General features: G+C 70.1%; 13 protein-coding genes. 9 read left to right on the top strand and 4 right to left on the bottom strand.

The features are described 5' to 3' along the window. Position 1: 1 nt before the first annotated feature. Entirely contained in the window at positions 2 to 1096 is a 1095-nt protein-coding gene (locus tag V6U88_RS07855; RefSeq protein WP_334451151.1) for a beta family protein, read from the bottom strand. Positions 1097 to 1257: 161 nt separating this feature from the next. On the opposite strand from V6U88_RS07855, the gene V6U88_RS07850 reads away from it, so the two are divergent. From V6U88_RS07850 to V6U88_RS07840, 3 genes are all read left to right on the top strand, one after another. Next, a complete protein-coding gene (locus tag V6U88_RS07850) occupies positions 1258 to 1836 on the top strand; it encodes an NADPH-dependent FMN reductase (protein WP_334451150.1) in 579 nt (192 codons plus the stop codon). Positions 1837 to 2116: 280 nt separating this feature from the next. Then, a complete protein-coding gene (locus V6U88_RS07845; protein ID WP_334451148.1) occupies positions 2117 to 2509 on the top strand; it encodes a cupin domain-containing protein in 393 nt (130 codons plus the stop codon). 73 nt (positions 2510 to 2582) lie between these two features. Further along, entirely contained in the window at positions 2583 to 4367 is a 1785-nt protein-coding gene (locus V6U88_RS07840) for a glycoside hydrolase family 15 protein (protein WP_334451147.1), read from the top strand. A gap of 91 nt (positions 4368 to 4458) precedes the next feature. Here V6U88_RS07840 and V6U88_RS07835 read toward each other — a convergent pair whose 3' ends face one another. Continuing rightward, the gene (locus V6U88_RS07835; RefSeq protein WP_334451146.1) at positions 4459 to 5652 is read right to left on the bottom strand and encodes a threonine synthase; all 1194 of its coding nucleotides are present in this window, start codon (positions 5650 to 5652) and stop codon (positions 4459 to 4461) included. 14 nt (positions 5653 to 5666) lie between these two features. Beyond that, positions 5667 to 6713, bottom strand: coding sequence for a DNA polymerase ligase N-terminal domain-containing protein (locus V6U88_RS07830; RefSeq protein WP_334451145.1), 1047 nt, complete (start codon positions 6711 to 6713; stop codon positions 5667 to 5669). Positions 6714 to 6799: 86 nt separating this feature from the next. On the opposite strand from V6U88_RS07830, the gene V6U88_RS07825 reads away from it, so the two are divergent. The 5 genes from V6U88_RS07825 (at position 6800) to V6U88_RS07805 (ending at position 22436) form a co-directional block, all read left to right on the top strand. Further along, entirely contained in the window at positions 6800 to 7588 is a 789-nt protein-coding gene (locus V6U88_RS07825; RefSeq protein WP_334451144.1) for an aldo/keto reductase, read from the top strand. 675 nt (positions 7589 to 8263) lie between these two features. Further along, on the top strand, positions 8264 to 11416 hold the full coding sequence (locus V6U88_RS07820) for a DNRLRE domain-containing protein (protein ID WP_334451143.1): 3153 nt from the start codon (positions 8264 to 8266) through the stop codon (positions 11414 to 11416). 92 nt (positions 11417 to 11508) lie between these two features. After that, positions 11509 to 15012 carry a LamG-like jellyroll fold domain-containing protein gene (locus tag V6U88_RS07815; protein ID WP_334451272.1) on the top strand — a complete coding sequence of 1168 codons (3504 nt, stop codon included), beginning with the start codon at positions 11509 to 11511 and terminating at the stop codon, positions 15010 to 15012. A gap of 82 nt (positions 15013 to 15094) precedes the next feature. Then, entirely contained in the window at positions 15095 to 21961 is a 6867-nt protein-coding gene (locus V6U88_RS07810) for a polymorphic toxin-type HINT domain-containing protein (RefSeq protein WP_334451142.1), read from the top strand. Between the two features lie 67 nt (positions 21962 to 22028). Beyond that, positions 22029 to 22436 carry a hypothetical protein gene (locus V6U88_RS07805; RefSeq protein WP_334451140.1) on the top strand — a complete coding sequence of 136 codons (408 nt, stop codon included), beginning with the start codon at positions 22029 to 22031 and terminating at the stop codon, positions 22434 to 22436. 135 nt (positions 22437 to 22571) lie between these two features. On the opposite strand, the gene V6U88_RS07800 is transcribed toward V6U88_RS07805, so the two are convergent. Continuing rightward, a complete protein-coding gene (locus tag V6U88_RS07800; protein WP_334451138.1) occupies positions 22572 to 23702 on the bottom strand; it encodes a GH12 family glycosyl hydrolase domain-containing protein in 1131 nt (376 codons plus the stop codon). A 411-nt stretch (positions 23703 to 24113) separates the two neighbouring features. Here V6U88_RS07800 and V6U88_RS07795 point away from each other — a divergent pair, with 411 nt between their 5' ends. Further along, positions 24114 to 25220: an FAD-dependent monooxygenase gene (locus tag V6U88_RS07795; RefSeq protein WP_334451271.1), complete on the top strand. Its 1107-nt coding sequence runs from the start codon at positions 24114 to 24116 to the stop codon at positions 25218 to 25220. Positions 25221 to 25275: the final 55 nt, after the last annotated feature.

The following is a 25275-nucleotide window of genomic DNA, read 5'->3' as shown; positions in this document are numbered from 1 at the left end:
CTCAACCCGCCCGGCGCGCCTCGCCGCCCCGGTGCGGCCGGGTGGGACGCCCGCGTTCCGCCTCGCCGGGCCACGCGCCAGGACGCTGGTCCCGGACCGGCCGGGTGAGCGTGGCCAGCACGTGCGCCAGGTGGTGCGACGTGCTCCACGCCGTCCAGTTCGTCGGCGAGCCCGCCCCGGCCACCCGCCGGGCGCGGCGCAGCAGCTCGTGGTCGCCCCACGAGAAACCGGCCCCGGCCGACGGCCAGTGCGGCGCGGCCACCAGCGTGCGGCACAGGTCGGCGAAGCGCTCGTCGCCCCGGCCGCCCCGCCGCGACCAGCGGTAGACCCACCAGGCGCCGTCCGCCGTGTACCGCACGGTGGGGAACCGGTCGCTCGGCCCCTCCCCGCCGGGCGACGCGGCAGCGACCCCGTAGTCGCCGTACCCGACGCCGAGTTCGGCGAGGCGCAGCCAGAGCAGCCAGTCCCAGCGGTCGAGGCGTACCGGCTCGTCGGTGGGGAGCCGGGACAGCGTCGGCGGCATCCCGCCGGCCGCCACGGTCACCGTGCGCCACGCGTGCCGGCGCGCCCAGTCCACCAACCGCCGCGCCCTCGGCTCGGCCACCCGCAGGTCCGCCGGGCAGCAGACGTCCCCGGCGTCGATGAGCAGGTCGCACTGCTCCGGCACGAGCCGGCCGTACCGCCAGACCCGCTCCGCCGCAGCGGTGGTCGCGTCCGGACCGGCCCGGTCCTGGCCGGCGCGCAGCCGGACCACCGCCCGCCGGGCGTACGCCTGCGCCGCCACCCCGTGCGCCACCAGCCGCCGGTCGCTGTCGGCCAGCCCGATCACCGGCACCACCGGTACGTCCCAGCGGACCAGTTCGGTCTCCGGCACGTCGGGCAGGGCGGAGACGTCGACCGCCGGGACCAGCCCGGCCGGTAGCCGGCCGAGCAGGTCGAGCACGGTGGAGTCGACTGTGGAGAGTTCGAGGACCGGAGCGAGCAGTGGAGCCACGGCGCTGTCCAGATGGGTCAGCGCCTCCAACTCGCCCCGCCGGCTGGCGAGGATGGGGCGGTAGACCGGTTCCGCCACCCGATCTCGCTGGGCGGGCACCATACTTCAATGTAGCCAGACATTCGTCATCGTCACAGGGTCGAACGGCCGGTGATGACCGGAATCAGTTCTGGGCCGTCGATCGGCGGGCCGGAAGTCAGGGGTGGGCCGGCCGGTCGGGCCGTGCTTGACTGGCCGGTGTCGCCGATGTCGAGGAGCAGCCGATGGCGCAGGACGCCCGGATCCTGCTCGTCCCGGGGAGCACCCGGGCCGGGTCCACCAACACCGCCGCCCTGCGCACCGCCGCCGCCCTGGCCGTGCCGGGGGTGGCCGCCACCCTGCACGACGCGCTGCGCGAGCTGCCCGCCTTCGACCCCGACCAGGTCGACGCGCCGCCCGCCCCGGTACCGGCGCTGCGCGCCGCGCTGGCCGACGCCGACGCGGTGCTCTTCTGCACCCCCGAGTACGCCGGCACCCTGCCGGGCAGCTTCAAGAACCTGCTCGACTGGACGGTCGGCAACGGCGACCTGTACGGCAAGCCGGTGGCCTGGGTGACCGTGGCCGCCCCGGGGCGCGGGGGCGGGGCGGAACAGACCCTGCGGATGGTGCTGGGCTACCTCGGCGCCGAGATCGTCGAGCCGGCCTGCGTACGCCTGCCGGTGCCCCGCGACGGAGTCGGCGCGGACGGGTTGCTGGCCGACGCGGAGCTGCGCAGCGGCCTGACCGACGTACTGGGCCACCTCCGGGCGCACGTCGACCGGGCCGCCGCCGTCCCGGCCTCCGGTGCACCCACCACCGCCTGACGCCGATCACCCGTTCCACCTCGCGGGCCTGGACGGACCCGGACACGGGCGCACGGCGCCGCCCGACCCATGGGTCGTCACGTCGCCGCGCTCCGGCCGTCTCCCACCACCGCAGCCATCCGGCGGTACGCCAGCGGGGACCTGGCTCAACCACCGCGCGTACGCGGCGGTCAGTGTGGTCGATGCCCGTTGTGCGGGGAGGCAAACCTCCGCCGGGTGGGGAATTCCACCATCTGCCTGTCCCGGCGTGACGGAGGCCCGGGCCGGGTATGAGCGCGACATGGAGCATTTCACGATTGCGACCGTCGCCCAGAAGAGCCCCGACTTCCGCCGGGTGCTCTGGACCGGTGCGAAGACCCAGCTTGTGATCATGACCATCCCGCCGGGCGGCGAGATCGGTGAGGAGGTCCACGACGGGATCGACCAGATCCTGACTTTCGTCAGCGGCACCGGCGAGGCCCGGGTGGCGGGGGAGACCAGGGAGGTCGTCCAGGGCGACCTGGTGGTCGTGCCGGCCGGTACCAAGCACAACTTCGTCAACACCGGCCCGAACCCGCTGGTGCTCTACACCGTCTACGGCCCGCCGGAGCACGCCGACCAGGTGGTGCACCGCACCAAGGAGGAGGCCGACGCGGCGGAGGCGGCCGGCGAGGACGAGCCCCCGACGTCCTGACCGCCCCACCGGCACCCGGCCCGCCGTGCCCGTCGACCTGCCTGAACCCGGCCGGTGCGGGTACCCGGGCCGGGTGGACCAGCCGGCGATCTCCGACTACGGGTTCCTCTCCGACTGCCGCTCCGGCGCGCTGGTCGGTCGGGACGGCTCGGTCGACTGGTGGTGCCCGGACCGGTTCGACGCGCCGTCGGTCTTCGGCCGGCTGCTCGACCCCGAGGCCGGGTACTGGCGGCTGGCGCCGCTCGGGCCGTCCCGGGTGGAGCGGGCGTACCGGCCGGACACGCTCGTGCTGCGGACCGTGCACCACACGCCGGAGGGGAGCGTCGCGGTCACCGACGCGCTGGCGGCCGAGGCGGGCGCCCGCGGCCACGAACTGGGCATGAACTCCCCGGCCGTGCTGCTGCGGGTGGTCGAGGGGCTCAGCGGCCGGGTCCGGATGGGCCTGGACTTCGCGCCCCGGCCCGAGTACGGCCTGCTCACCCCGTACCTGCACGAGCGGCCCGACGGCGGAGTGCTGGCCACCGCCGGCCCGGTGGCGCTGATCCTGCGCGGGAGCGGGTTGGCCCTGCGCGCCGGCCGGGACCGGGTCCGGCAGGAGTTCGAGATCGCCGCCGGGCAGTGCGTCGGCTTCGACCTGGCGTACGGGCCGGTGCACGGCGACCCGCCGGCCCGGCTCGACCCGCTGACCACGCTCGCCGAGACGGTGCAGGCGTGGGAGGCGTACCGGGAGACCCACCACTACGACGGCCCGTACCCCGAGCAGGTGCGCCTCGGCGCGACCGTGCTCACCGGCCTGACGTACGCCCGCAGCGGGGCGGTCGCCGCCGCGCTGACCACTTCGCTGCCGGAGCGGTGCGGCGGCGACCGCAACTACGACTACCGCTACTCCTGGCTGCGCGACTTCGCCATGACCCTGCGCGCGTTCTGGGTGGCCGCCTGTCCGTCCGAGGCCAACCGGCTCTTCTCCTGGGCGGCCCGCTCGATCGGCCGGATCGGGGACCAGCCGGTGCCGGTGCTGTTCGGCCTGGCGGGAGAGCGGGACATCTCCGAGCACGAGCTGACGCACCTGCGCGGCTACGCGGGCAGCCGCCCGGTGCGGGTCGGCAACGACGCCTGGCGGCAGCGGCAGCTGGACGTGCCCGGCGAGGTGATCACGGCGGTCTGGCGGCTGCACGAGTATCTCGGCGAGACCTTCGAGGAGGAGGTGCGGGAGATGGTCGTCGGGCTGGCCGAGCAGGTCGTCGCGACCTGGCGGCTGCCGGATCGCGGCATGTGGGAGACCAGGGACATCGACCGGCACTACCTCTCCTCCAAGGTGCTCTGCTGGGCGGCGCTGAACCGGGCGGTCCAGTTGGCGCCCCGACTGGGGGAGCGGGCCGACGCGCGGCGGTGGGCGGCGACCCGCGACGAGATCCGCGACACGGTGCTGCGGGACGGCTGGAACGACCGGGTCGGGGCGTACACCGGGGCCTTCGGGTCGCCGGAGCTGGACGCCTCGGTGCTGCTGCTGCCGATGGCGCAGTTCCTGCCCGCCACCGACCCCCGGATGCGCTCCACCATCGAGGTGGTCGCGCGGGAGCTGGGCAGCGACGAGGGCCTGGTACGACGCTGGAGCACCGATCCGGCCGGCTTCGTGCTCTGCTCGTTCTGGCTGGTGGAGTGCCTGACGATGGCGGGCGAGGAGGACCGGGCTCGGCGGTTGTTCGCGCAGATGCTCGGGTACGCCAACGACCTCGGGCTCTTCAGCGAGCAGCTCGACCTGCACACGCGTGCCCAACTGGGCAACATGCCGCAGGCGCTGTCGCACATCGGGCTGATCAACGCGGCCTGGCGGTTCCGCGATCCGGTCTCCGGCTGAACGCCGCTGCTCGCCCGACCCCGGTGCCCCGCGGACGCCCGGTCCGCGGGGCGCCGGCCCGCGCCCGGCGCCGCCGGCCGCGCCGCCGGTGTCAGGCGGCCACCAGGGGTACGCCGGAGACGTCCACCGTCTCCGGATACTTCAGCCCCGCCCCGGTGTTCAGCACCACCACCCGCTCGCCGGCCCGGATCCAGCCGCCCGCGCGCAGGTGCCGGGCGGCGGAGAGGCAGGCCGCCCCCTCCGGGCAGAGCAGCAGCCCCTCCCGGGCGGCGAAGTCCCGCAGGTCGGCCAGGATCTCCGCGTCGTCGACGGCGAGCGCCGTGCCGCTGCTCTCCCGCAGCGCGGTCAGGATCAGCTCGTCGCCCAGCGGGGCGGGGACGGTGATGCCGAAGGCGACGGTGTGCGCGTCCGCCCACGGCTCCGCCCGGTCCTGGCCGGCGGCGAAGGCCCGCACCACCGGTGCGCACCCGGTGGACTGCACCGCGACCAGGCGGGGCAGCTTCTCCTCCACCCAGCCCAGTTCGCGCAGCTCGTGCATCGCCTTGTGGATGCCGATCAACCCGACCCCGCCGCCGGTCGGATAGATGATCACGTCGGGTACCTGCCAGCCGAGCTGCTCGACGATCTCGTACCCCATGGTCTTCTTGCCCTCCAGGCGGTACGGCTCGCGCAGGGTGCCCGCGTCGAAGACCGTCCCGCCCGAGTCGGCGATCAGCTTCGCCACCCACCGACCGGCGTCGCTGATCAGCCCGTCCACCAGGCGCAGGTCCGCGCCCGCGGCCAGGCACTCGCGCCGGCAGATGGCCGGCGCGTCCAGCGGCATGGCGATGGTCGCGCCCAGGCCGGCCCGCGCCGCGTACGTTGCCCAGGCCGCCCCGGCGTTGCCGTTGGTCGGCATGGCGATCCGCTCGACGCCCAGTTCCCGGGCCCGGCTCACGCCGACCGCCGCGCCACGCGCCTTGAAGGACCCGGTCGGGGTCAACCCCTCGTCCTTCACGAGCAGGTCCGGGATGCCGATCTCCGCCCCGTACGCCGGGGCGCGCAACAGCGGCGTCCAGCCCTCGCCCAACGTGGTCACGTGCCGCTCGTCGGCCACCGGCAGCACCTCGCGGTAGCGCCACAGGTCGGCCGGGCGCAGGCCGAACCGCTCCGGGGTCACCGCCGCGGCTACCGCCGCCAGGTCGTAGCGGGCCAGCAGCGGCGAGCCGCACCCGCACAGGTTGGCCGGTCGGCCGGCATCGTGCTCCCGCCCGCAGCGCGGGCACTCCAGGTGGGTCAGGTACACGATGCTCCTCGCCGTCAGGTCGCCTCGATGCTCAGCCAGCGGCGGCTGCGTCGACCCGGCTCGTAGACCGAGTCCAGCCGCTTGGCCACCACCCCGGGCAGCCCCTGCCCGCGGGCCGCGTCCAGCGCCTCGGCGCCGGTGCCGGGGAACCACGGCGGAGTCTGCCAGTGCGGTCCGGCCAGCGCCAGACCGTCGAGCAGCTCCCGGCGCTGCGCGTACGGCACATCGGTGCTGGTCACACCCTCCAGCCAGAGCAGGTCGAAGAGGAGGAACTGCGCGTCGGCGGCGGCCCGCTTCGGCCGGGCCGGGCGGACCCGGCCGGCGGGGTCGATCCGGACCAGCACGCCGTCCAGCACGGCCTCCGTGGGGGCCAGCGCCTCGGCCATCTCCCGCAACCAGGGGTACGCCCCGGTGACGTCCTCGTCGGTCTCCGAGAGCAGCCGCAGCCGGCCGCCCGAGACGTACGCCATTGCCCGCACGCCGTCCCAGCGCAGCTCGTATCCCCAGTTCCCGCCGTCGCCCGGCAACCGGCCGGACGGGGTGGGGTGCATCGGGCGGACCAGGTCCGGCATGCTGGTCCACCCCGGCGGAGGCGGGTCGGTACGGCGGACCATCCAGTCCCGGCCGTCGCGGCCACCGGTGGCGAACAGGACGTACCGGCCGCTGGTGCGGCCCCCGTGCAGCACCACAATCACCTCGTCGTCGCGCCACTTCTCGCACTGGTAGGTGCCCCGGTCGTGCACGGTCATCGTCCCGCCGCCGTACTCGCCGGCCGGGATCTCGCCGTGGAAGTCCAGGTACTCCATCGGGTGGTCCTCGGTGTGCACGGCGAGGTGGTTGCGCCCGGTGTCCCGGGGCAGGCCGCGGGGGACCGCCCAGGAGGCGAGCACGCCGTCGCGCTCCAGCCGCAGGTCCCAGTGCAGCGCGCGGGCGTGGTGCTGCTGGATCACGAACCGCGCCTCGCCGGCCCGGCGGCGCCGGCGCGGCCGCTCCGGCGGCACCGGCTCCGGGGTACGGGCCGCGTCCCGCTTGCGCCGATACTCCTCCAGACGGTCCGCCACACCGGCATTCTCCGGCAAACCGCCCTGCTCCGCCGGTTGCCCGGAACCGGGGCATGTCCCCGGCGATCACGGGTAGAACCCTCGGCATGGACCAGCACCTCGACCAGCCCACCGCGCTGCTCTCCGGCGACGTCCGGATGCCGCTGCTCGGCTTCGGCACCTGGCAGGCCGCCGGCCAGGCCGGCTACGAGGCCGTGCTGGCCGCCCTCGACGCCGGCTACCGGCACATCGACACCGCCACCATGTACGGCAACGAGGAGGAGGTCGGCCGGGCGGTCAAGGAGAGCGGGCTGCGCCGCGAGGACATCTTCATCACCACGAAGCTGCCGCCGAACCGGGTGGGGCGGGAGCGGGAGACCATCGAGGCGAGCCTGCGCGCGCTCGGCACCGACCACGTCGACCTCTGGCTGATCCACTGGCCGCCGGCCTCGCCGGCCGACAGCATTCCGATGTGGCGGGACCTGCTCGCGGCCCGCGACGAGGACCTGACCCGGGCGGTCGGGGTGAGCAACTACAGCACCAGCCAGATGGACGAGCTGATCCAGGCCACCGAGGAGAACCCGGCGGTCAACCAGATCCGCTGGAGCCCGTCGCTGTACGACCGGCAGCGTCACGTCGAGCACCGGGACCGGGGCGTCGTGCTGGAGGGCTACAGCCCCTTCAAGACCAGCGACCTCTCCGACCCGGTGCTGACCCGGGTCGCCGCCGCGCACGACGTGTCGCCGGCGCAGGTGGTGCTGCGCTGGCACATCGACCACGAGATCGTGGTGATCCCGAAGTCGGTCACGCCGGACCGGATCCGGGCCAACGCCGACGTCTTCGATTTCTCGCTGACCGCGGAGGAGATGCGCGACATCGACGCGCTCGGCGCCTGAACGTCAGCGGCTTACCACTCGGGTGGTGGTTCCGCCAGGTGTTGAAGAGTGGAATGTCCGGCGGTTCGGTCCTCACCGCCGAGTCGTTCCGACGAACCGGAAGAACATTCATTCGAACGGGCGTACTAATGCGGTGGTGAGTGGGCTCCACCACCGCTCACCTGCATCGATGGAATGTTGCCGGGGGCGGCAGGGTCTGATCCCGGCACTTTCGGGCCGACCCTCCTCGCCGCCTCCGTCCGTTGTGCCGGGTGCGCCCCGAGTCCACCCTGCGGGCCATGGCCCTGCGGTGGACCCGGTCCTCGCGCCGCGCAGATCCCCGGACCCGTGATGCCATTCGTGGCGCGCTCAACGGAATTGGTCCACCTCTTTCAAGGTATTGACCGCTCCTTATTACTCGAACGTTTCTTTGCGTTCCCTTCGGGTTCGTCGCGGGTCGGACGCCACGTCCGAGTTGAAGCGCTCCGAACAGCCAAAACTCCACTGCGTAACAGCCGGCGGCGATAAGTCCGTATCGCGGCCTTCATCCTCACAGTTCGTGACCACGCTTGTGCGGTGTGCTGCGCGCTCCCTACAGTCCCGGTGCACACATAACTGGAGACTCACGGGGGAGGATTCGTGGCACGTCGTAAGACTGCCACCGTCCGTTCATGTCTTGCGGCGGGCGTTGCCGTGATGACGGCGGTCGCATTGTTCGGCATTTCGGGGGAACCGGCGGCGTACCTGGCCGCCGGCCCGGATGGCGTGACGGGTGGCGTGGAGAACAGGTCCGACGAGGCGGTGTCCCTGCGGACCGCCCGCGAGACCGGCAAGCCGGTGCAGGTCAAGAGCCTCACGTCGGAGACGACGGAGGTCTTCGCGCTACCGGACGGACAGTTCCGGGCGGACATCGCCACGGGCATGCAGCGGTTCCGCCGGGGCGGTGACTGGATCCCGGTGGATCTCACCCTCAAGGCGGCGGCGGACGGCTCCGTCGTCCCCGTGGCGCACCCCAACGACCTGCGGATCTCGGGTCCGGCCGGTGTCGGCCAGCACGAGCTGGCCGCGGTCGGCACCGGCGCGAGCCGGGTGGCGATGGGCTGGTCGGGCGCGCTGCCCGCGCCGGTCCTCACCGGCAATCGGGCCACCTACGTGGACGCCCGACCCGGCGTGGACCTCGTGGTCGAGGCGACCCGGACGGGCTTCGAGCAGTTCCTGGTCGTCAAGACCAGGGACGCCGCCGCGCAGGTCGAGACCGTCGCCTTCCCGTTCACCGGCCCGGGCGTCGCCGGGTCGAACCGGGGCAAGGACGGCTCGATCGCGATCACCGACCGGGCCGGCAAGCAGACCGCGCACATCCCCGCCCCACTGATGTGGGACGCGAAGAAGAACGCGATCACGGGTGCGCCCGCCGTGGAGAAGCCCGTCCGCACCGAGCTGACCAAGCGCGGTGACGCCGTCGAGCTGACCCTCGCCCCGGACCGCGCCTGGCTGCGCGACCCGGCCACCGCGTACCCGGTGACCATCGACCCGACGGTCAACCCGCTCGGCACCACCTTCGACACCTGGGTCCGGCAGACCGTCACCACCGACCAGAACCAGGAGCCCGACCTGCAGATCGGTCTGCTGGCCACCACGCCGGCCACCCTCACCCGGTCGTTCCTCACCTGGGACACCACGGTCCTGGCCGGTAAGCAGATCAACTCGGCGACCGTCTCGTTCTGGAACTTCTGGTCGCACACCTGCACCCCGACCTCGTGGGAGATCTGGACGACCGCCCCGTCGACCTACACCACGACGTTCACCAACCAGCCCGCCTGGGACACGGTCGGTCCCGACGCCCGGTCCACCGCCACCCTCGGTGGCGGCGCGGGCTGCACCAGCGCCGACGGCTGGGCCAACATCGACGGCAAGACCTTCTTCCAGAAGGCCGCCACCGCCAACAAGACCCGGGCCGGCATGGGCGTGCGGGCGACCGACGAGACGGTGACCGCCGGCTTCAAGCAGTTCCGGTCCCGGGAGGGCGGCAGCGCCGCCGAGGATCCGAAGGCGAGTGTCACCTACAACTCCTGGCCGACCGTCACCGCCCGGTCCACCGTCCCGACCACCAGCTGCGTGACCGGCTCCGGCCGGCCGACGGTCAACACCCTGACCCCGCAGCTCAAGGCCACCGTCTCCGACGGTGACGGCACCGCCATGACGGTCACCTTCGAGTGGTGGGCGATGAACGCCGACACCCCGATCGGATCGGCCGTCTACAGCAGCGTCGCCTCCGGGGCCACCGCTGCCACGACGGTGCCCGCGGGTGCCTTCGTCGACGGCGGCATCTACCGCTGGCGGGTCAAGGCTCACGACGGGGTGTCCGGCAGCGACGTCTGGTCGTCGTTCTGCGAGATGCAGGTCTACACCACCGTCGCACCGGTGACCGGGTGCACGGGCGGCACCGAGAGCGACTTCAACGGCGACGGCGTCGCCGACGTCGCGATCGCCGACCCGGAGGCGACCGTCAACGGGCAGGTCCGGGCCGGCCGCGTGAACGTCGCCTACGGCGGCAGCACCACCGTCCACACCCTGCACGAGGGCGTCACCAACGTTCCGGGCGCAGCCGAGGCCGGTGACCGGTTCGGCACCTCGATCTCCGCGTACGACCACAACAACGACGGCTGCACCGACCTCGCGGTCGGCGTGCCCAACCAGATCGTCGGCGGCCAGTCCTACGCCGGCGCGGTCTACGTGCTGCTCGGCTCGCCCGCAGGCCTGGCCCAGGGGCCGGCCCCGGTGGTGTACCACCAGGACGCCGCCAACGTTCCGGACAGCCCGGAGCCGAATGATCATTTCGGCCACTCGGTGGCCGGCAGCCGCACCGCCAGCGGCGAGCCCTACCTGGTGATCGGCGTACCGGGCGAGGGCCTTCCCACCGGGACGTTCACCGGCGTCGTGCACTACCTGCGTGGCAACCTGAACCTGGCGATGAGCCAGGGCAGCGGCACCGGCTTCCCCGGCGGCATTCCCGGCTCGGCCGAGGTCGACGACCGGACCGGCTACGCGGTGGCCGCCTCCAAGCACCACTGGGCGGTCAGCTCCCCGGGCGAGGCGATCGGCACCGAGGCCTTCGCCGGAGCGGTCAACGTCTTCAGCCACACGCTGACCAACGGGCTGCCCACGCTTGCCGCCGGGCTGACCCAGGACGCCACGAACGTCTCGAACGTCTCGGAGAACAACGACAACTTCGGCAAGTCGATCTCCATCGCGCCGTACCGGCCGGTGGGTTCGACCGCCAGAGACTCGCTGGTGGTCGTCGGCGTGCCGGGCGAGGACATCACGGTCGCGGCGACGAGCACCCCGGCGCCGGACGCCGGCCTGGTGCACCGCTTCCACGTCACCGCCGCCAACACCTACACCGAACTACCCGAGATCACCTACACGTCCGAGGACGGCGACTACCTCGGCGAGAAGGTCGTGGTGGTGAACACCAACCCGGCCGCCGAGGGCACCAACTCGACGATGTTCATCGCCATCGGCGTCCCGGGTGAGGACATCGGGGACGAGGTCGACGCGGGTCACGTGCGGATCTTCCCCGCGCTGGCCAACCCGATCGGCACGCCGGTGACCATCGAGCGCAACGGGACGAGCCTGCCGGGCAGCATCCGACCGAAGGAGCTCGTCGGCACGTCGCTCGGCGCGACGTCGCAGCGCCTGCTCGTGGGCACGCCTTACGGCGACGACGCCGTCCACGCGTACACCTGGTCCGCCCTGGCCGGAGGCAACACGACTCCGACGCAGAGCTGGAAGCCCGGGGTGAACGGCCTGCCGACCGGCAACAGCGTCTTCGGGGCGGCGGTCAGCTGATGGCACGCATCAATCCACGCAGTTCAACGGGGGAGGACCTGAGGGTGGCCCGTCGTACGAGAAAGCGGGGTCGGCTCTTCACGCTCGGCCTCATGGTGGGCCTCGCCGGCCTGCTGTCCAGCACCGCGTTCGTGGAACCGCCGCAGTCGGCGCCGGCCACCGCGCCGGTCGCCGCGCTGGAGACGGATCCCGTCCGGGACACGGAGCCAGAGGCGATCGTCGCCGCTGCAGAACTCAACCAGCCGGTGGAGGTGCTGTCGCAACGCGGTGAGTACCGTGACGTCTTCGCCCAGCCGGACGGCACGCTGATCGCCAACGAGTACAACCAGGCGGTCCGTGTGCTCCAGGGCGAGACCTGGGTGTCGGCCGACGCCACCCTCGTCGCACAGCCGGACGGTACGTCCACTCCTCGGGCGGCGCTGCTCAACATGCGCCTCTCTGGTGGCGGCACCACGCCGCTGATGGTTGTCGAACGTGACTCCCGGGTCATGACGCTGACCTGGCCGAACCCCCTGCCGGCGCCGACTCTCAGCGGTGACCAGGCCATCTACCCCGAGGTCTTCCAGGACGTCGACCTGGTGGCCAACGTGACGGTGGAGGGCTTCTCCCACGTCCTCGTCCTCAAGACCCCGGAGGCGGCGAACCTGCCGGAGCTGCAGAACCTCCGGCTCGGCGTTACCGGTGAGGGACTGACCATCCAGGAGACCGAGGACGGCGGTGTGGTCGCCCTCGATCCAGCCACCGGCAACCCGGTGATGGAGGCCGGCGCTCCGACCATGTGGGACAGCGGAGGCCAGGAGGGCGGCGAGGCCGCCACCAGCGGCCTGCGCTCGTTCGCCATGACGGAGACGCAGACCACCGCCAACACGGAGGACCCGAACGAGGCGTCCGCCCGGGGCCCGGGTGAGACCTCCCAGGTCGCCCAGGTCGGGCTCTCCTACTCCCAGGGCACTCTGAGCCTCACCCCGGACGCCGCCATGCTCGCCGACCCGACCACCACCTACCCGGTGTACGTGGACCCGGTGTGGCAGAGCAGCACCAACAGCGCCTGGGCGATGGTCGACAGCGGCTACCCGTCCGAGGAGTACTGGAAGTTCGACGGCAAGCGGCACGAGCGCATCGGGCTCTGCCCGAGCTCCTGCAACAGCTCCAAGGTCAAGCGCCTCTTCTACCAGCTGGCCACTCCGTACGCGGGCAAGACCATCCTGGAAGCCAAGTTCCGGGTCACCCTGCAGCATGTCTACAACTCCACGGCGCGCGCCGCCGCGCTCTATCTCATGCCGTCCGGGATCAGCTCCAGCACCAACTGGGGCAACCAGCCCGGCGGCTCGGGCTGGTCCGGCGCTACCCATTTGGACACCAACTCGCCGACCAGCGTCCAGTCGACTTGCACTTCGACGAACCAGAACACCGAATGGGACGCCAAGGTCGCGGTGCAGCAGGCTGTGGTCAAGGGCTGGAGCAACGTCACCCTCGGCCTCCGGTCCGTCAGCGAGAGCGATTCCACCCACACCAAGCGGTTTTGCGACAACGGTGTGCTCTCGGTCCGCTACAACCGGGCTCCGGTGATTGCGAACCAGTCTGAGCTGACCATGTCGCCCGGTGGCGGCTGCGTGTACGGCCCGACCGCGCCGTACACCGACGTTCCGCCGCGGCTCAACGCCATCCTGCGGGACCCGGACCACTCGTCCGCACACACTGAGCAGATCAAGGCCGAGTTCAAGGTCACCTGGACGCCGACCGGCGGCACGCCCCAGACCCGCAGCTACACCACGCCGCTGAAGGCCAGTGGCTCGCTGTTCAACTACTACGTGCCCACGGACATCGCGCAGAACGTGCCGATCTCCTGGGAGGTTCGGGCCAGTGACGGCGTGAGCTGGGGGCCGTGGAGTTCTGACGGCTCGCGCAACGTCTGCCAGTTCTACTACGACAAGACCAGCCCGAGCGCCCCGGACGTGGACTCGCCGGAGTACCTCCCCGGGGACGCCACCGACACCACCGCCGACTGCCTTGATGACGACCAGTGGCGCGGCTCCATCGGGGTCCAGGGCAGCTTCACTTTCGACTCGGCGGCCACCGACGTGGTGGAGTACCAGTACAACTTCAACGACAGCACCACCGTGTCGGTGAAGCCGGCCACTGCCGGTGGCCCGGTGACAATCAAGTGGACCCCGGACAAGGAGGGGCCGCGGCAGCTGTTCGTCAAGGCGATCGACCTGGCAAAGCGGTCCAGCACCATCGCCACCTGCACCTTCCGGGTGGGCAAGCGCCCGCCGATCGCCCAGTGGCCGTTGTCGGACATCGGCACGGCCAAGGTCGCGAACGACCAGCTCGGCTCGAGCGATGCCCGGATCGGCAGCGGCGTCAAGTTCGACCAGCCGGGTTCGCTCGGTAAGTGGGACACCTCCGCCACCTTCGACGGCACGTCCAACGCCTACCTCGTCACTGACAAGTCGGTGCTGACGGATACGGGCCAGAGCTTCTCGATCACTGGCTGGTTCCGGGTGGACGACATCAACCGACGTCAGGTGGCGGTCAGCCAGGACGGCACTGGTGAGCCGGGCTTCAGCCTCGGCGTCGACCAGGGCACCTGGTTCTTCCGAATGCCCACGAACGATGTCATCAACCTGGGCGAGTGGAAGGTGACCGCGGGTCCGGTGACCACTGACTGGACCTTCATCACGGCGGTCTTCGACGGTCCGAACAAGAAGATCTCCCTGCAGATCGGTGCAGGTGCTCCAGTCGTCAAGGACCGTCGCTCGCTGGTCCGGGCCCGTGGTGCCCTCCAACTCGGCCGGCACACCTACAAGGGCGGGGGGTACTCCGACTTCTGGAAGGGGGGCATGGCGGACGTCTCGGTCTTCGACCGCCCGGTGGTGAACGAGGACGTGACCGGCTTGGAGAAGCACAAGCTGGACCGCAAGGGTTACTGGCAGTTGAGTACCCAGACCGCCAAGGCTAGCCCGAACTACGACGCCGGTGGCGAGGCCCTGCTCCTCGGGCGGGAGGACAGCCTCGTCCGGGCCGCCAATCCGATCACCGGCATGATGGGCCAGGGGTACCTGCTGTTCAAGGGCCAGACCGACCAGTACGCCGAGACGGCCACCCCGCTCGTCGACCCGGCGGGCAGCTTCACCATCACCGCCCGGGTCCGCTTCACCAGTGGCTCACAGAACCACCCGATGACGGCGATCTCGATCAAGGGCGCCAACAACAGCAGCGTCGTGGTCATCCGCGGCAACGCCGATGGGGTCTGGGAGATGGCCGCCACCACCGACACCGGCACCGATGCGGTGTTCAAGCCGGCCGACCACGATAAGAGCCCGTCCCGGGTGGGCAAGGGCGACCACATCGCGTTGGTCTACAACGGGTACAGCCGCGAGCTGTTGTTCTACCTCAACGGTCAGCCCCGCGCCGTGCAGCTCGACAAGCCGCTGCCCGCCCTGAGCAGCATCCAGTTCGGCCGGGCATTCATCAACGGCGTGGCTCAGGAGCACCTCTCCGGCGCGATCGACGACGTCCGGGTCTACAACGGCATGGCGGACAAGGTCAAGATCGACCGCACCAGCCTGATCATCGAGCAGCCCAACCTCTGACACCACCGGCGTCGGGGCCGTCCTCCCGGGACGGCCCCGACGCCTTCTGCTTACCTGTCCGATCAACCCCTGGGGAGGGTGGATGTTCTCCCGACTCCTGGTCGCGTCCGGCGCTCTACAGCGCCGGGCGGTGCGACCGGTGTCCTGGGCGATGGCCATCGTGATGAGCGCAAGCATCATCCAGGTCGCCAGCGCCCCCGCCTCGGCCGCCGCCGAGCGTAAACGTCCGACGCCCGCCAGCGTCGGCAAGACCGTTCCCGATCGTGGCCCCCTCGGCATGAAGCCGCGCAAGGGCAACCCGGCGGCGGACGCCGCCACGACCACTCCCGCGAAGGTGACCTGGCCGGCGGCGGGCGCCACCGAGATCGCCGTACCCGCTGCTCCGGCGACCGGGCCGGCGCAGGCCGGCACTCGGGACTCCGCCCGGACCGGCACCGCCTCCACCGGGCCCGCCGCCACCGGCAAGGCCGGCGGCCTCGCCGTGTCGGTCGCCGCCGTGGCCGCTCCCGCCCCGAAGGCCGGAGCGAAGTCGGTGGCCCCGGCGACGACGTCGGCCACCGCTCCGGGCAAGATCCGCGTCGAGGTGCTCGACCGCAAGGCCGCCGAGCAGGCCAGGGTCGACGGCCCGCTGGTGCGGGTCAACCGCGCCGACGGCCAGCAGACCGCCGGTGACATCAAGCTCGGCGTCAGCTACGAGGGCCTGGCCGGCGCGTACGGCGGTGACTTCGGCTCCCGGCTGAAGCTGGTGAAGCTGCCGGAGTGCGCGCTGACCACGCCGGAGAAGGCGGGCTGTGCCGCCGAGCCGGTGCCGACCGTCAACGACGCGGAGAAGCGCACCCTGTCGGCGACGGTGAGTGCGGCGTCCAGCGGCACCACCTTCGCGATGACCGCCGGCGAGTCCTCCTCGCAGGGCGACTACGGCGCCACCAAGCTCGCGCCGTCGTCGAAGTGGTCGGTGGCCCCGTCCACCGGTGGCTTCTCCTGGAGCTACCCGGTGCGCACGCCCCCGGTCCCGGGCGGCGGGGCGCCGGGCATCACCCTGGCCTACTCTTCGCAGTCGGTCGACGGCCGCACCGCGGCGACCAACAACCAGGGCTCCTGGGTCGGCGAGGGCTTCAACTACGAGCCCGGCCACATCGAGCGCCGCTACAAGCCGTGCTCCGACGACGGCCACGACCAGTACGTCGACCAGTGCTGGGCGTACGACAACGCCACGATCCTGCTCAACGGCAAGTCCACCGAGCTGGTGAAGAGCGGCAGCACCTGGAAGTTCGCCACCGACGACGGCTCCAAGGTCGAGCGGTTCACCGGCGCGGACAACGACGACAACGACGGTGAGCACTGGAAGGTCACCACGACCGACGGCACCGAGTACTACTTCGGGCTGAACAAGCTGCCCGGCTGGGTCACCGGCAAGGAGACGACCAACTCCACCTGGACGGTGCCGGTCTTCGGTGACGACGCCAACGAGCCGTGCAACAAGACCGCCTTCCTGGACTCGTTCTGCGACCAGGCGTGGCGGTGGAGCCTCGACTACGTCAAGGACCGCTACGGCAACGTCAGCTCGTACTACTACGCCCGCGAGACGAACCACTACGCCCGGTCCAAGAAGACCGACGTCAACGGCGTGCCCTACCACCGGGGCGGCTACCTCAAGCGGGTCGACTACGGGCAGCGGCACAACGCCGTCTACACCACCAACGCCCCGGCTCGCGTGCGGTTCGACGTCAAGGAGCGGTGCCTGCCGACCGGGACCATCGACTGCGACCCGCAGGACCTGACCACCACCACCGCGCCGTACTGGCCGGACGTGCCGTTCGACCGCAACTGCAACGCGAACATCAAGTGCCGGCTCGACCAGATCAGCCCGACGTTCTGGACCCGGGCGCGGCTGACCGGCATCACCACCGAGATCCGCGAGGGCACCGGCTGGACCCCGGTCGACAACTGGAAGCTCGACCACCTGCTCACCGACAACGGTGACGGCTCCCGCACCCTCTGGCTCCACAAGATCACCCACACCGGCATGTACGGTGCCGGCGCGGACATCGCCATGCCTTCCGTGGAGCTGGGCGGCCTCCAGCTGCCGAACCGGGTGGACCGGGACAACGACAACATCGGCCCGCTGGTCCGGTTCCGCCTCGCCACGGTCTGGACGGACACGGGCGGCCAGATCGACGTCAACTACGCCACCCCGGACTGCACCGCCACCACGCTGCCGACCGAGGGCAACAGCACCAAGCGCTGCTATCCGGTGAAGTGGAACCCGCTCGGCACCGGCGACCCGATCACGGACTGGTTCTTCAAGTACGTGGTTGCCGCGGTCATCGAGACCGACCGGACCGGTGGGGCGCCGGACATGGTCACCAAGTACGACTACCTCGACGGCGCCGCCTGGCGTAAGGCCGACCCGGACGGGATCGGCGACCCGAAAGACCTCACCTGGAGCGAGTGGCGGGGCTACGGAAAGGTCGTCGTCACCGTTGGCAACGGCCAGACCCAGACCACCAAGACCGAGTACCGCTACCTGCGCGGCATGCACGGCGACAAGATCCCGAACAGCACGAGCACCCGGGACGTCCGGGTAACCGACTCCGACGGCGTCGCGCACATCGACTACGACCAGTTCTCCGGGCACCAGTTGGAGAGCACGGTCTACAACGGCGCGGCGGTGGTCAGCCGGAACATCGCCACGCCGTGGCGGCACAACACCGCCACCGAGTCGCACACCTGGGGCGACAAGAAGGCCTGGTTCACCAACACCTCGGCCACCCGCAGCTTCGTCGCGCTGGCGGGGGGCGGCTTCCGGGAGACCAAGAACGTCTCCACCTTCGAGACGACCTTCGGCCGCGTCACCCAGACCGAGAACCTCGGTGACGTGAACGTCACCGGCGACGAGGCGTGCAACCGCACCACGTACGCCGACAACGCGACCGCGCACCTCTACAGCCTGGTGGCGCGCACCGAGTCGGTGTCGGTGGCGTGCTCCGTCACGCCGGACCGAAAGACGCAGGTCATCTCCGACACTCGCACGCTCTACGACGCCAAGGCCTTCGGGGTTGCCCCGACGGTGGGTAACCCGACCAAGTCCGAGCGGCTGAAGAGCCACGACGGCACCACGGCGACCTATATCACCACCGCGTCCGGCACCTTCGACTCGTACGGCCGGCCGCTGACCGCGACCGACGCGATGGGCAAGACCACGACCACCGCGTACACCGAGACGAACGGCCTGACCACCAAGGTGGTCGAGACCAACCCGCTCCAGCACGTGACGACCACCGAATACGCCCCGGCGTGGGGGAGTCCGATCAAGCAGACCGATCCGAACAACCTGGTCAGCCAGCTGGAGTACGACGCTCTCGGTCGGCTGGCCAAGGTGTGGATGCCGGACCGCACCGGGGCAACGGGGCTCGACCCGAGCATCAAGTACACCTACCTGGTCCGCACCGACAAGCCTGTCGCGGTGAAGACGGAGAAGCGGCGGAACGACGGTTCTTACACGGCCGAGTACCAGCTGCACGACGGCCTGCTACGTCCGCGTCAGATGCAGACCGAGGGGCCGAACGGCAGCCGGATGATCGCCGACACCTTCTACACCGCGACTGGCAAAATCGACAAGACATACGCGACCTACAACGCCGCAGGCGCGCCGACCGACACGATCTTTCCTGCCCGTAACGGCGAGGTGGACGGGCAGACGCTTTACGTCTACGACGGCGCGGACCGGGTGACGGCGCACATCTTCGCGGTGGCCGGAAACGAAAAGTGGCGGACCACCACCACCTACGGCGGCGACCGCGTCTCAGTCGACCCGCCGACCGGCGGCACTCCGACCACAACCATCTCCAACGCCCTCGGCCAGACCACCCAGCTGCTGCAGTACAAGGGCACCGGGCCGTCGGGCGCGTACGACAAAACCGAATACACCTACACCTCCTCTGGCAAGCTGGCCACGGTCAAGGACCCGGCTGGCAACGTCTGGAAGCACGAGTACGACCAGCTCGGCCGCAAGGTCAAGTCGATCGACCCTGATGCCGGCACGAATACATTCGTTTACGACAACCTGGACCGGATCGCCAGCGCCACCAACGGCGTCAACCAGACGGTCAGCACTAAGTACGACGAGATTGGCCGGCGAACTGCCACGTACAAGGGCGCGGCCGACACGGGTGTGCTGCTGAGCAGCTGGACCTATGACCTGGAGATGCTGGGCCACCTCTCCTCGACTAGCCGGTGGATTGACGATCAGGAGTACGTGACCTACTACACCGGCTACGACGAGTTCTACCGGCCGCACGCCACCTATTACCAGGTGCCGGAGCACGCCGGTGTCGAGCTGGCCGGGATGTACAGCTTCGCCACCGAGTTCAACGAGGACGGCACGGTCCGAGCGGTGGGCGTGTCCGAAGGTGGCGGCCTGCCGGTCGAGAGCATCGCCTACACCTACGACGACCTGCAGCGGCTCACCGCCACCACGGGTGATGTCCCCTACCTCACCGACGTCGACTACTCCACGACGAGTGAGGTGATTCAGACCGAGGCGGCGCTGGGCGCCAACAAGGTCTGGTCGACCTACCAGTACGAGCAGGGTTCCAAGCGGCTGGTCAACCAGCGGCTGGACCGCAGCGGCGCTCCGGTTATCGACATCGATGCCCGCTACAGCTATGACGCCTCCGGCAACATCACCCAGATCGCCGACACCCCTTCGGGCAGCCGGGACGTGCAGTGCTTCACCTACGACTACCTGCGCCGGATGGAGCGGGCGTGGACGTCGGCGAGCACCGCGACCGACCCGTGCGCCGGCGGGCCGTCGGTGACGGGTGTCGGCGGGGTGGCCCCTTACCACCACGCCTACACGTTCGACGTGACCGGCAACCGCAAGACCGAGACGCAGTACGGCACCGACGGCAGCACTCTGATCAATCGGTCTTACACGTACCCGACGGCGGGCACGGCGCAGCCGCACACGCTTCGTGAGATGACCGAGACCACCCCGCAGGGTGACCGTCTCTACTCCTACGAGTACGACGCCGCCGGCAACACGAAGCGGCGGGTCAAGGCCGGGGAGGGGCAGACCCTTGCCTGGGACGCCGAGGGCAACCTCGAGTCGGTCACCGACGGTGCCGGCAAGGAGACCAAGTTCTTCTACGACACCGACGGTTCCCGGATGCTCCGCAAGGAGCCGAACGCGACCACCCTTTACCTGCCGGGCATGGAGATCCGGCTCAACCACACCACCCGCTCGACCGACGCCACCCGTTACTACGCGCTGCCGGGTGGCGGCACGATCGTCCGCAAGCTGAACGGCCTGCACTACGTCGCCTCCGACCACCACGGCACGGGCCAGGCGACGGTCGACGAGACAGGAGCCATCACCCACCGTCGGACCACCCCGTTCGGTGAGGCCCGTGGTACTCCGCTGACGCCCGGGCAGTGGCCCACCGAGAAGGGCTTCGTCAACGGCAATCAGGACTCCAGCACGGGCCTGGTCAACATCGGCGCCCGCGAGTACGACACGATCACCGGTCGGTTCATCTCGGTCGACCCGATCATTGACGTCAACGACCCGCAGCAGATGCACGGGTACGCGTACGCCAACAACAACCCCATCTCGTACTCCGACCCTGACGGCCTCAAGGCCTGCTCCGACGACGCGTGTGGTCCGGGGGCGGACTACGAGGACATGTACGGCGTCTACCACAAGGTCAAGGGACACAACGACGGTTGTGGTGGCTGCTCGCGTGCGTACGACCCGGACGAGCCGACGATCAACGCCTGGAACAACCCGCGGGCCAGCGAGGGTGATCGTCGAGCCGCAGCGGCTGCCGCTGCCGAGAAGGAGCGGCAGGCCCGTATCGCGCGAGCGAAGCAGAAAATGCTCGACTCGGCCAAGGCGCTCGCCAAGATCCTCATGGACGAGTTGGGCATCACCGACGCCATGGACTGCTTCATCAAGGGGGACATGGGTGGCTGCCTGAACACCGCGATCAACGTCGCCAGCTCCGCGATCGGTGGAGCACTCGGCAAGCTGGCCGCTAGGTACGGCGCTCCCTGGAAGTGGGAGAAGGGTTACGAACTCGGCGTTCGGGTCAAGAACCTGCTCGGCAAGCTTGTGGACGGGGTGAAGGAGTACCTGTCCTGCAACAGCTTCGCCCCGGGAACGTTGGTCCTGATGGCCGACGGATCGAAGCGACCGATTGAGAAGGTAAAGACAGGCGAGAAGGTTTTGGCGACCGATCCCAAGACCGGAAAAACTGTCAGCAAGGCGGTGGTCGCCACGATCATCGGGAACGGGCAAAAGGAACTCGTGCGCCTCGTCGTCGACGCCGATGAGGATCGGAGCCGCCACTCCGCTGAGTTCGTCGCAACGGCTCATCACCCCTTCTGGGACCCCGAGCAGCACGAGTGGGTAGATGCTGAGGACTTGCGCCCGGGTATGGGCTTGCGGTCGTCCGATGGCGATGTCGTTCGGGTGAAATCCGTTGAGCGTTGGGTCGAGCCGGCGATCGTGTACAACCTCACGATTGATGACCTCCATACCTACTACGTCTTCGCAGGAGGTATCTCTGCACTTACACATAACGCCAACGAATGTAAGGTTGTGAATCTTACTCTGGGTGCTGGACCCTACGCCAAGGAAGGCGTGGCTCTCGTCGACGGCAACATTGACGACGACGGCGTCCGGATGCTCATCGACGAAGCTGGTGACCGTCATGGCTGCCACACCTGCGGTGCGGAAGAGTCGGGTGTTGACAGCGGTGGGTGGATTCCGGATCATCAGCCTGCGACGAAGCTGGCCTCGGAGGACACCCCTCGGACGGCTTATCCTCACTGCTGGTCTTGCGCCAGATCACAAGCAGGGACGGTGACCCAGCTGAAAAGGGAGGCGAAGTCCTACAACTTCCCCGCTGATGCTACCGGGTTGAACTTGGTATCCTTGGGATAATGGTGTAGGGCGGCGGATATCCGCCGCCCTACACCCAACAATTGCCACTCTTGTTATTGGAGGGCCTGTGGCTGAAGTTTCCGCTCATCCGCAGTTCGTCGGCGCTCTGGAGGTCCCGTCTCAGCATGGCCTTTTGATTGTCGAGGACATCGACAGCGAAGCTGGTCATGATGGGTGGGACGTGGATTCGGAATTTGTGCATTTTGACGGCGACTCCGTCTATATCTCGGTCCGTAGCTTCGTGGACGGTCCGTTCTCGGTCACCGTGTATCGACGGGCTGCTCCGGAGGATGTGGTCGCGAGCATGACGTTGGTGGCCAGTGAGCCGTTCATTCCAGGCTCGCGGTCTGTCGTGGTACGTGACGCGGACGATCTTGGCCAGCTCACGGTCAGCCGAGTCGACAGGAACGGCCGGTTGGACGTCTACCTGGACAAACTGCGCAACGCGAGTCGAGTCGTGTTGTGTTTCCGTTGACAAGCTGAAGCCGAGCTGCGACGTCGGCTTGTTCGGGCAGGGCAAGCCGCCGGCTGAAGCTTCGATGGGTCCGAGTTTGTTTGACAGCAGAGGGGCGTGGCCATCAGGTCACGCCCCTCTGCGCGGGCTCGGGGGTCAGTCCCGCGAGCAGGCGACACCGTTGAGCGAGAAGCTCGTCGGCGACGAGTGCGCCCCACTCAACGTCCCCTGATACCCGAAGTTCGCCGTACCCCCCGGCGCGATCGACCCGTTGAACCCGACGTTCCGCGCGCTCACCGCGGACCCGCTCTGCGTGACGGTCGCGTTCCACGCGTTGGTGACCTGCTGCCCAGCCGGCAGGTTGTAGGTCAGGTTCCACCCGTTGATCGTGCTGGACCCGCGGTTGGTGATCGTCACGTCGGCGGTGAAGCCGTTGTTCCAGGCGTTCGGCGTGTACTTCACCGCGCACCCGCTGCCCGTCGGCGGAGGAGTGGTCGGAGGAGGAGTGGTCGGCGGGGTCGTGGAGCCGCCCCCGTTGACGCTGGCGGAGAAGGAGTTCACGGCCAGCCCCACGCCGCCCTGCCACGGCTCGAAGCCGGCCTGAATGCTGGTCAGGTACCAGCTGCTGGTGATCGCTCCCCGGTTCTTCACATCGTTGATGAAGTCGAGCACGCTGAAGTTCATGCTCGTGATCGGCGATGGCGCGACGTACGAGATGACGTTGTTGGAGCCGTTGCTTCCCCGCCAGACCTCCCAGGTCCGGCCGACCAGGGTGGTCGTGCCGACCGGCGAGCCGATGGGCTGGATCGACCCCTGCCGGTTGAGCCAGATCATGATCTCCATCTGGTTCACCCCGTCCCGCTTCGGCGTGGGGTCGAGCCAGATGTCGTACGAGGCGTTGTAGGTGGCCCCGCTGACGTACCGGTAGCTGATGCTGCTGGTGGCGCTGCTGATCTGGCTGACCTGGATCGGCAGGTTGGTGCCCGGGGAGCAGTTGGTGTAGTGGCAGCCGAAGAAGACCGACGGGTACGCGGTGGGGGCGCCGTTGGTGGGGTTGCTGCCGTTCTGGGTGGTGATCTCGAAGCCGGTGCTGGTGACGTTGATGCACTGCTGGGCGGCGGTGCCCCAGCGGTTGTTCTGCACCACGTACCGGTTCTGGATCACCGTGGAGCCGAACTGCTCGCAGATCTGGGTGTCGGCGGAGGCGGTGCCGCCGAGCGCGACGGCGACCAGCGATCCGGCGGCCAGCAGGCCGGCGGCGACGATGGCGCGGAGTGGACGTTTCATCATGCTCCTCGGGACGCCGGCGTGGGGGCGCCGGACTGGACGGGGGATACGCGCGGGAGCGCTCCCATCTTCATTCGACACATTTACATGTCTGCAACATCAGTGCAACCGAAGCGGTTCAGGGAAACCGCCCGGAACGTAGGGAGGCAGGTGCGGTGGCGCTTCCACGCCACCTACGGGTCACGGGATCGCGACGGGTTGAAGTCGCAGGTCAGCCGGGGAGGGGGAAGCGTCGGCGCGCCGGGGGATGGCGGGTCGGCCGGGTGGTGACATGAATCCTTTGCGCGAATGGCGACGCCGGTCCGAGGATCGTTCACGCCAGGGCCGATCAGGCCTACCGTGTGTCAATCGCGCGGAGTAGTGTCTTGCCTCCAACGCGTGCCGATCCCCCCTCCGGAGGCGTACACCACCATGGGTGGCTCCCCCCTGCGCATCCTCGTCGTCGGCGCGGGCATCGCCGGGCTGGCCGTCGCCCGAGCGCTGCGGATGGCGGGTTTCCGGCCGGACGTCACGGAGAAGCTCCCCCCGAACGAGCTGGTCGACACCGGGCTCTACCTGCCGGGCAACGCCGACCGGGCGCTGCGCCGGCTCGACCTGGACGGTCCGGTCCGCCGGCTCGGCCAAGTGATCCACCGGCAGCGCTTCCTGGACGCGGCCGGCGAACCGCTCTGTGAGGTTGATCTCGACGCGCTCTGGTCCGGGGTCGGCGAGTGCCGGGCGCTGCCCCGGCGCGACCTCTACCAGGTGCTGCTCAGCGGCGCCGGCGGTGCGGTCCGGCACGGCGCCGAGGTCAGCGCCGTGGAGCTGCTGCCCGCCGGCGTCGCGGTCACCTTCACCGACGGCACCGGCGGCGAGTACGACCTGGTGATCGGCGCCGACGGGCCGGCCTCCGCGGTGCGCTCGCTGGCCGCGCTCGGCGGGCCGCCCCGCCCCGCCGGCCAGGTGGTCTACCGCGGCGTGGTGCGGGACGGCCCGGAGATCGCCGACTGGACGGCGCTGCTCGGGCAGCGCGCCGGCTTCCTGGTGGTGCCGATCGGTGCGGGCCGGCTGTACTGCTACGCCGACGAGGCCGGCACGGTCGCCCCGAAAGATCCGGCCGTGCGGCTGCGCGAGCTCTTCGGGGAGTACGGCGGACCGGTGCCCGCCGTGCTGGACGCGCTGCGCGACGTCCAGGTGGGGCTCACCGACGAGGTCGAGCTGGGCCGCTGGCACCACGGACGGGTGCTGCTCGTCGGCGACGCCGCCCACGCCACCGCGCCGACCCTGAGCCAGGGCGCGGCGATGGCGCTGGAGGACGCGGTGGTGCTCGCCGAGTCGCTGACCGCGGCCGGCAGCGTCGAGGCGGCGCTGGTGGCGTACGAGAGTCGCCGCCGCCCGCGTACCCGATGGGTGCGGGACCGGACCCGCGACCGCAACCGCACTCGCGACGTGCCGCCGGCGCTGCGCGACCCGCTGCTGCGCGGGCGCGGTGGGCGGATCTTCCGGGAGCACTACCGGCTGCTCGTCGACCCGCTGTAGGGCGGCCATCCATCCTGCCCCACCACCCCGAGCGGCGCACCCACCTGCCGGGGAC

Source organism: Micromonospora sp. CPCC 205739, from assembly GCF_036906795.1.
Lineage (GTDB): Bacteria > Actinomycetota > Actinomycetes > Mycobacteriales > Micromonosporaceae > Micromonospora.
This window is presented reverse-complemented; position numbering and strand designations above follow the sequence as displayed.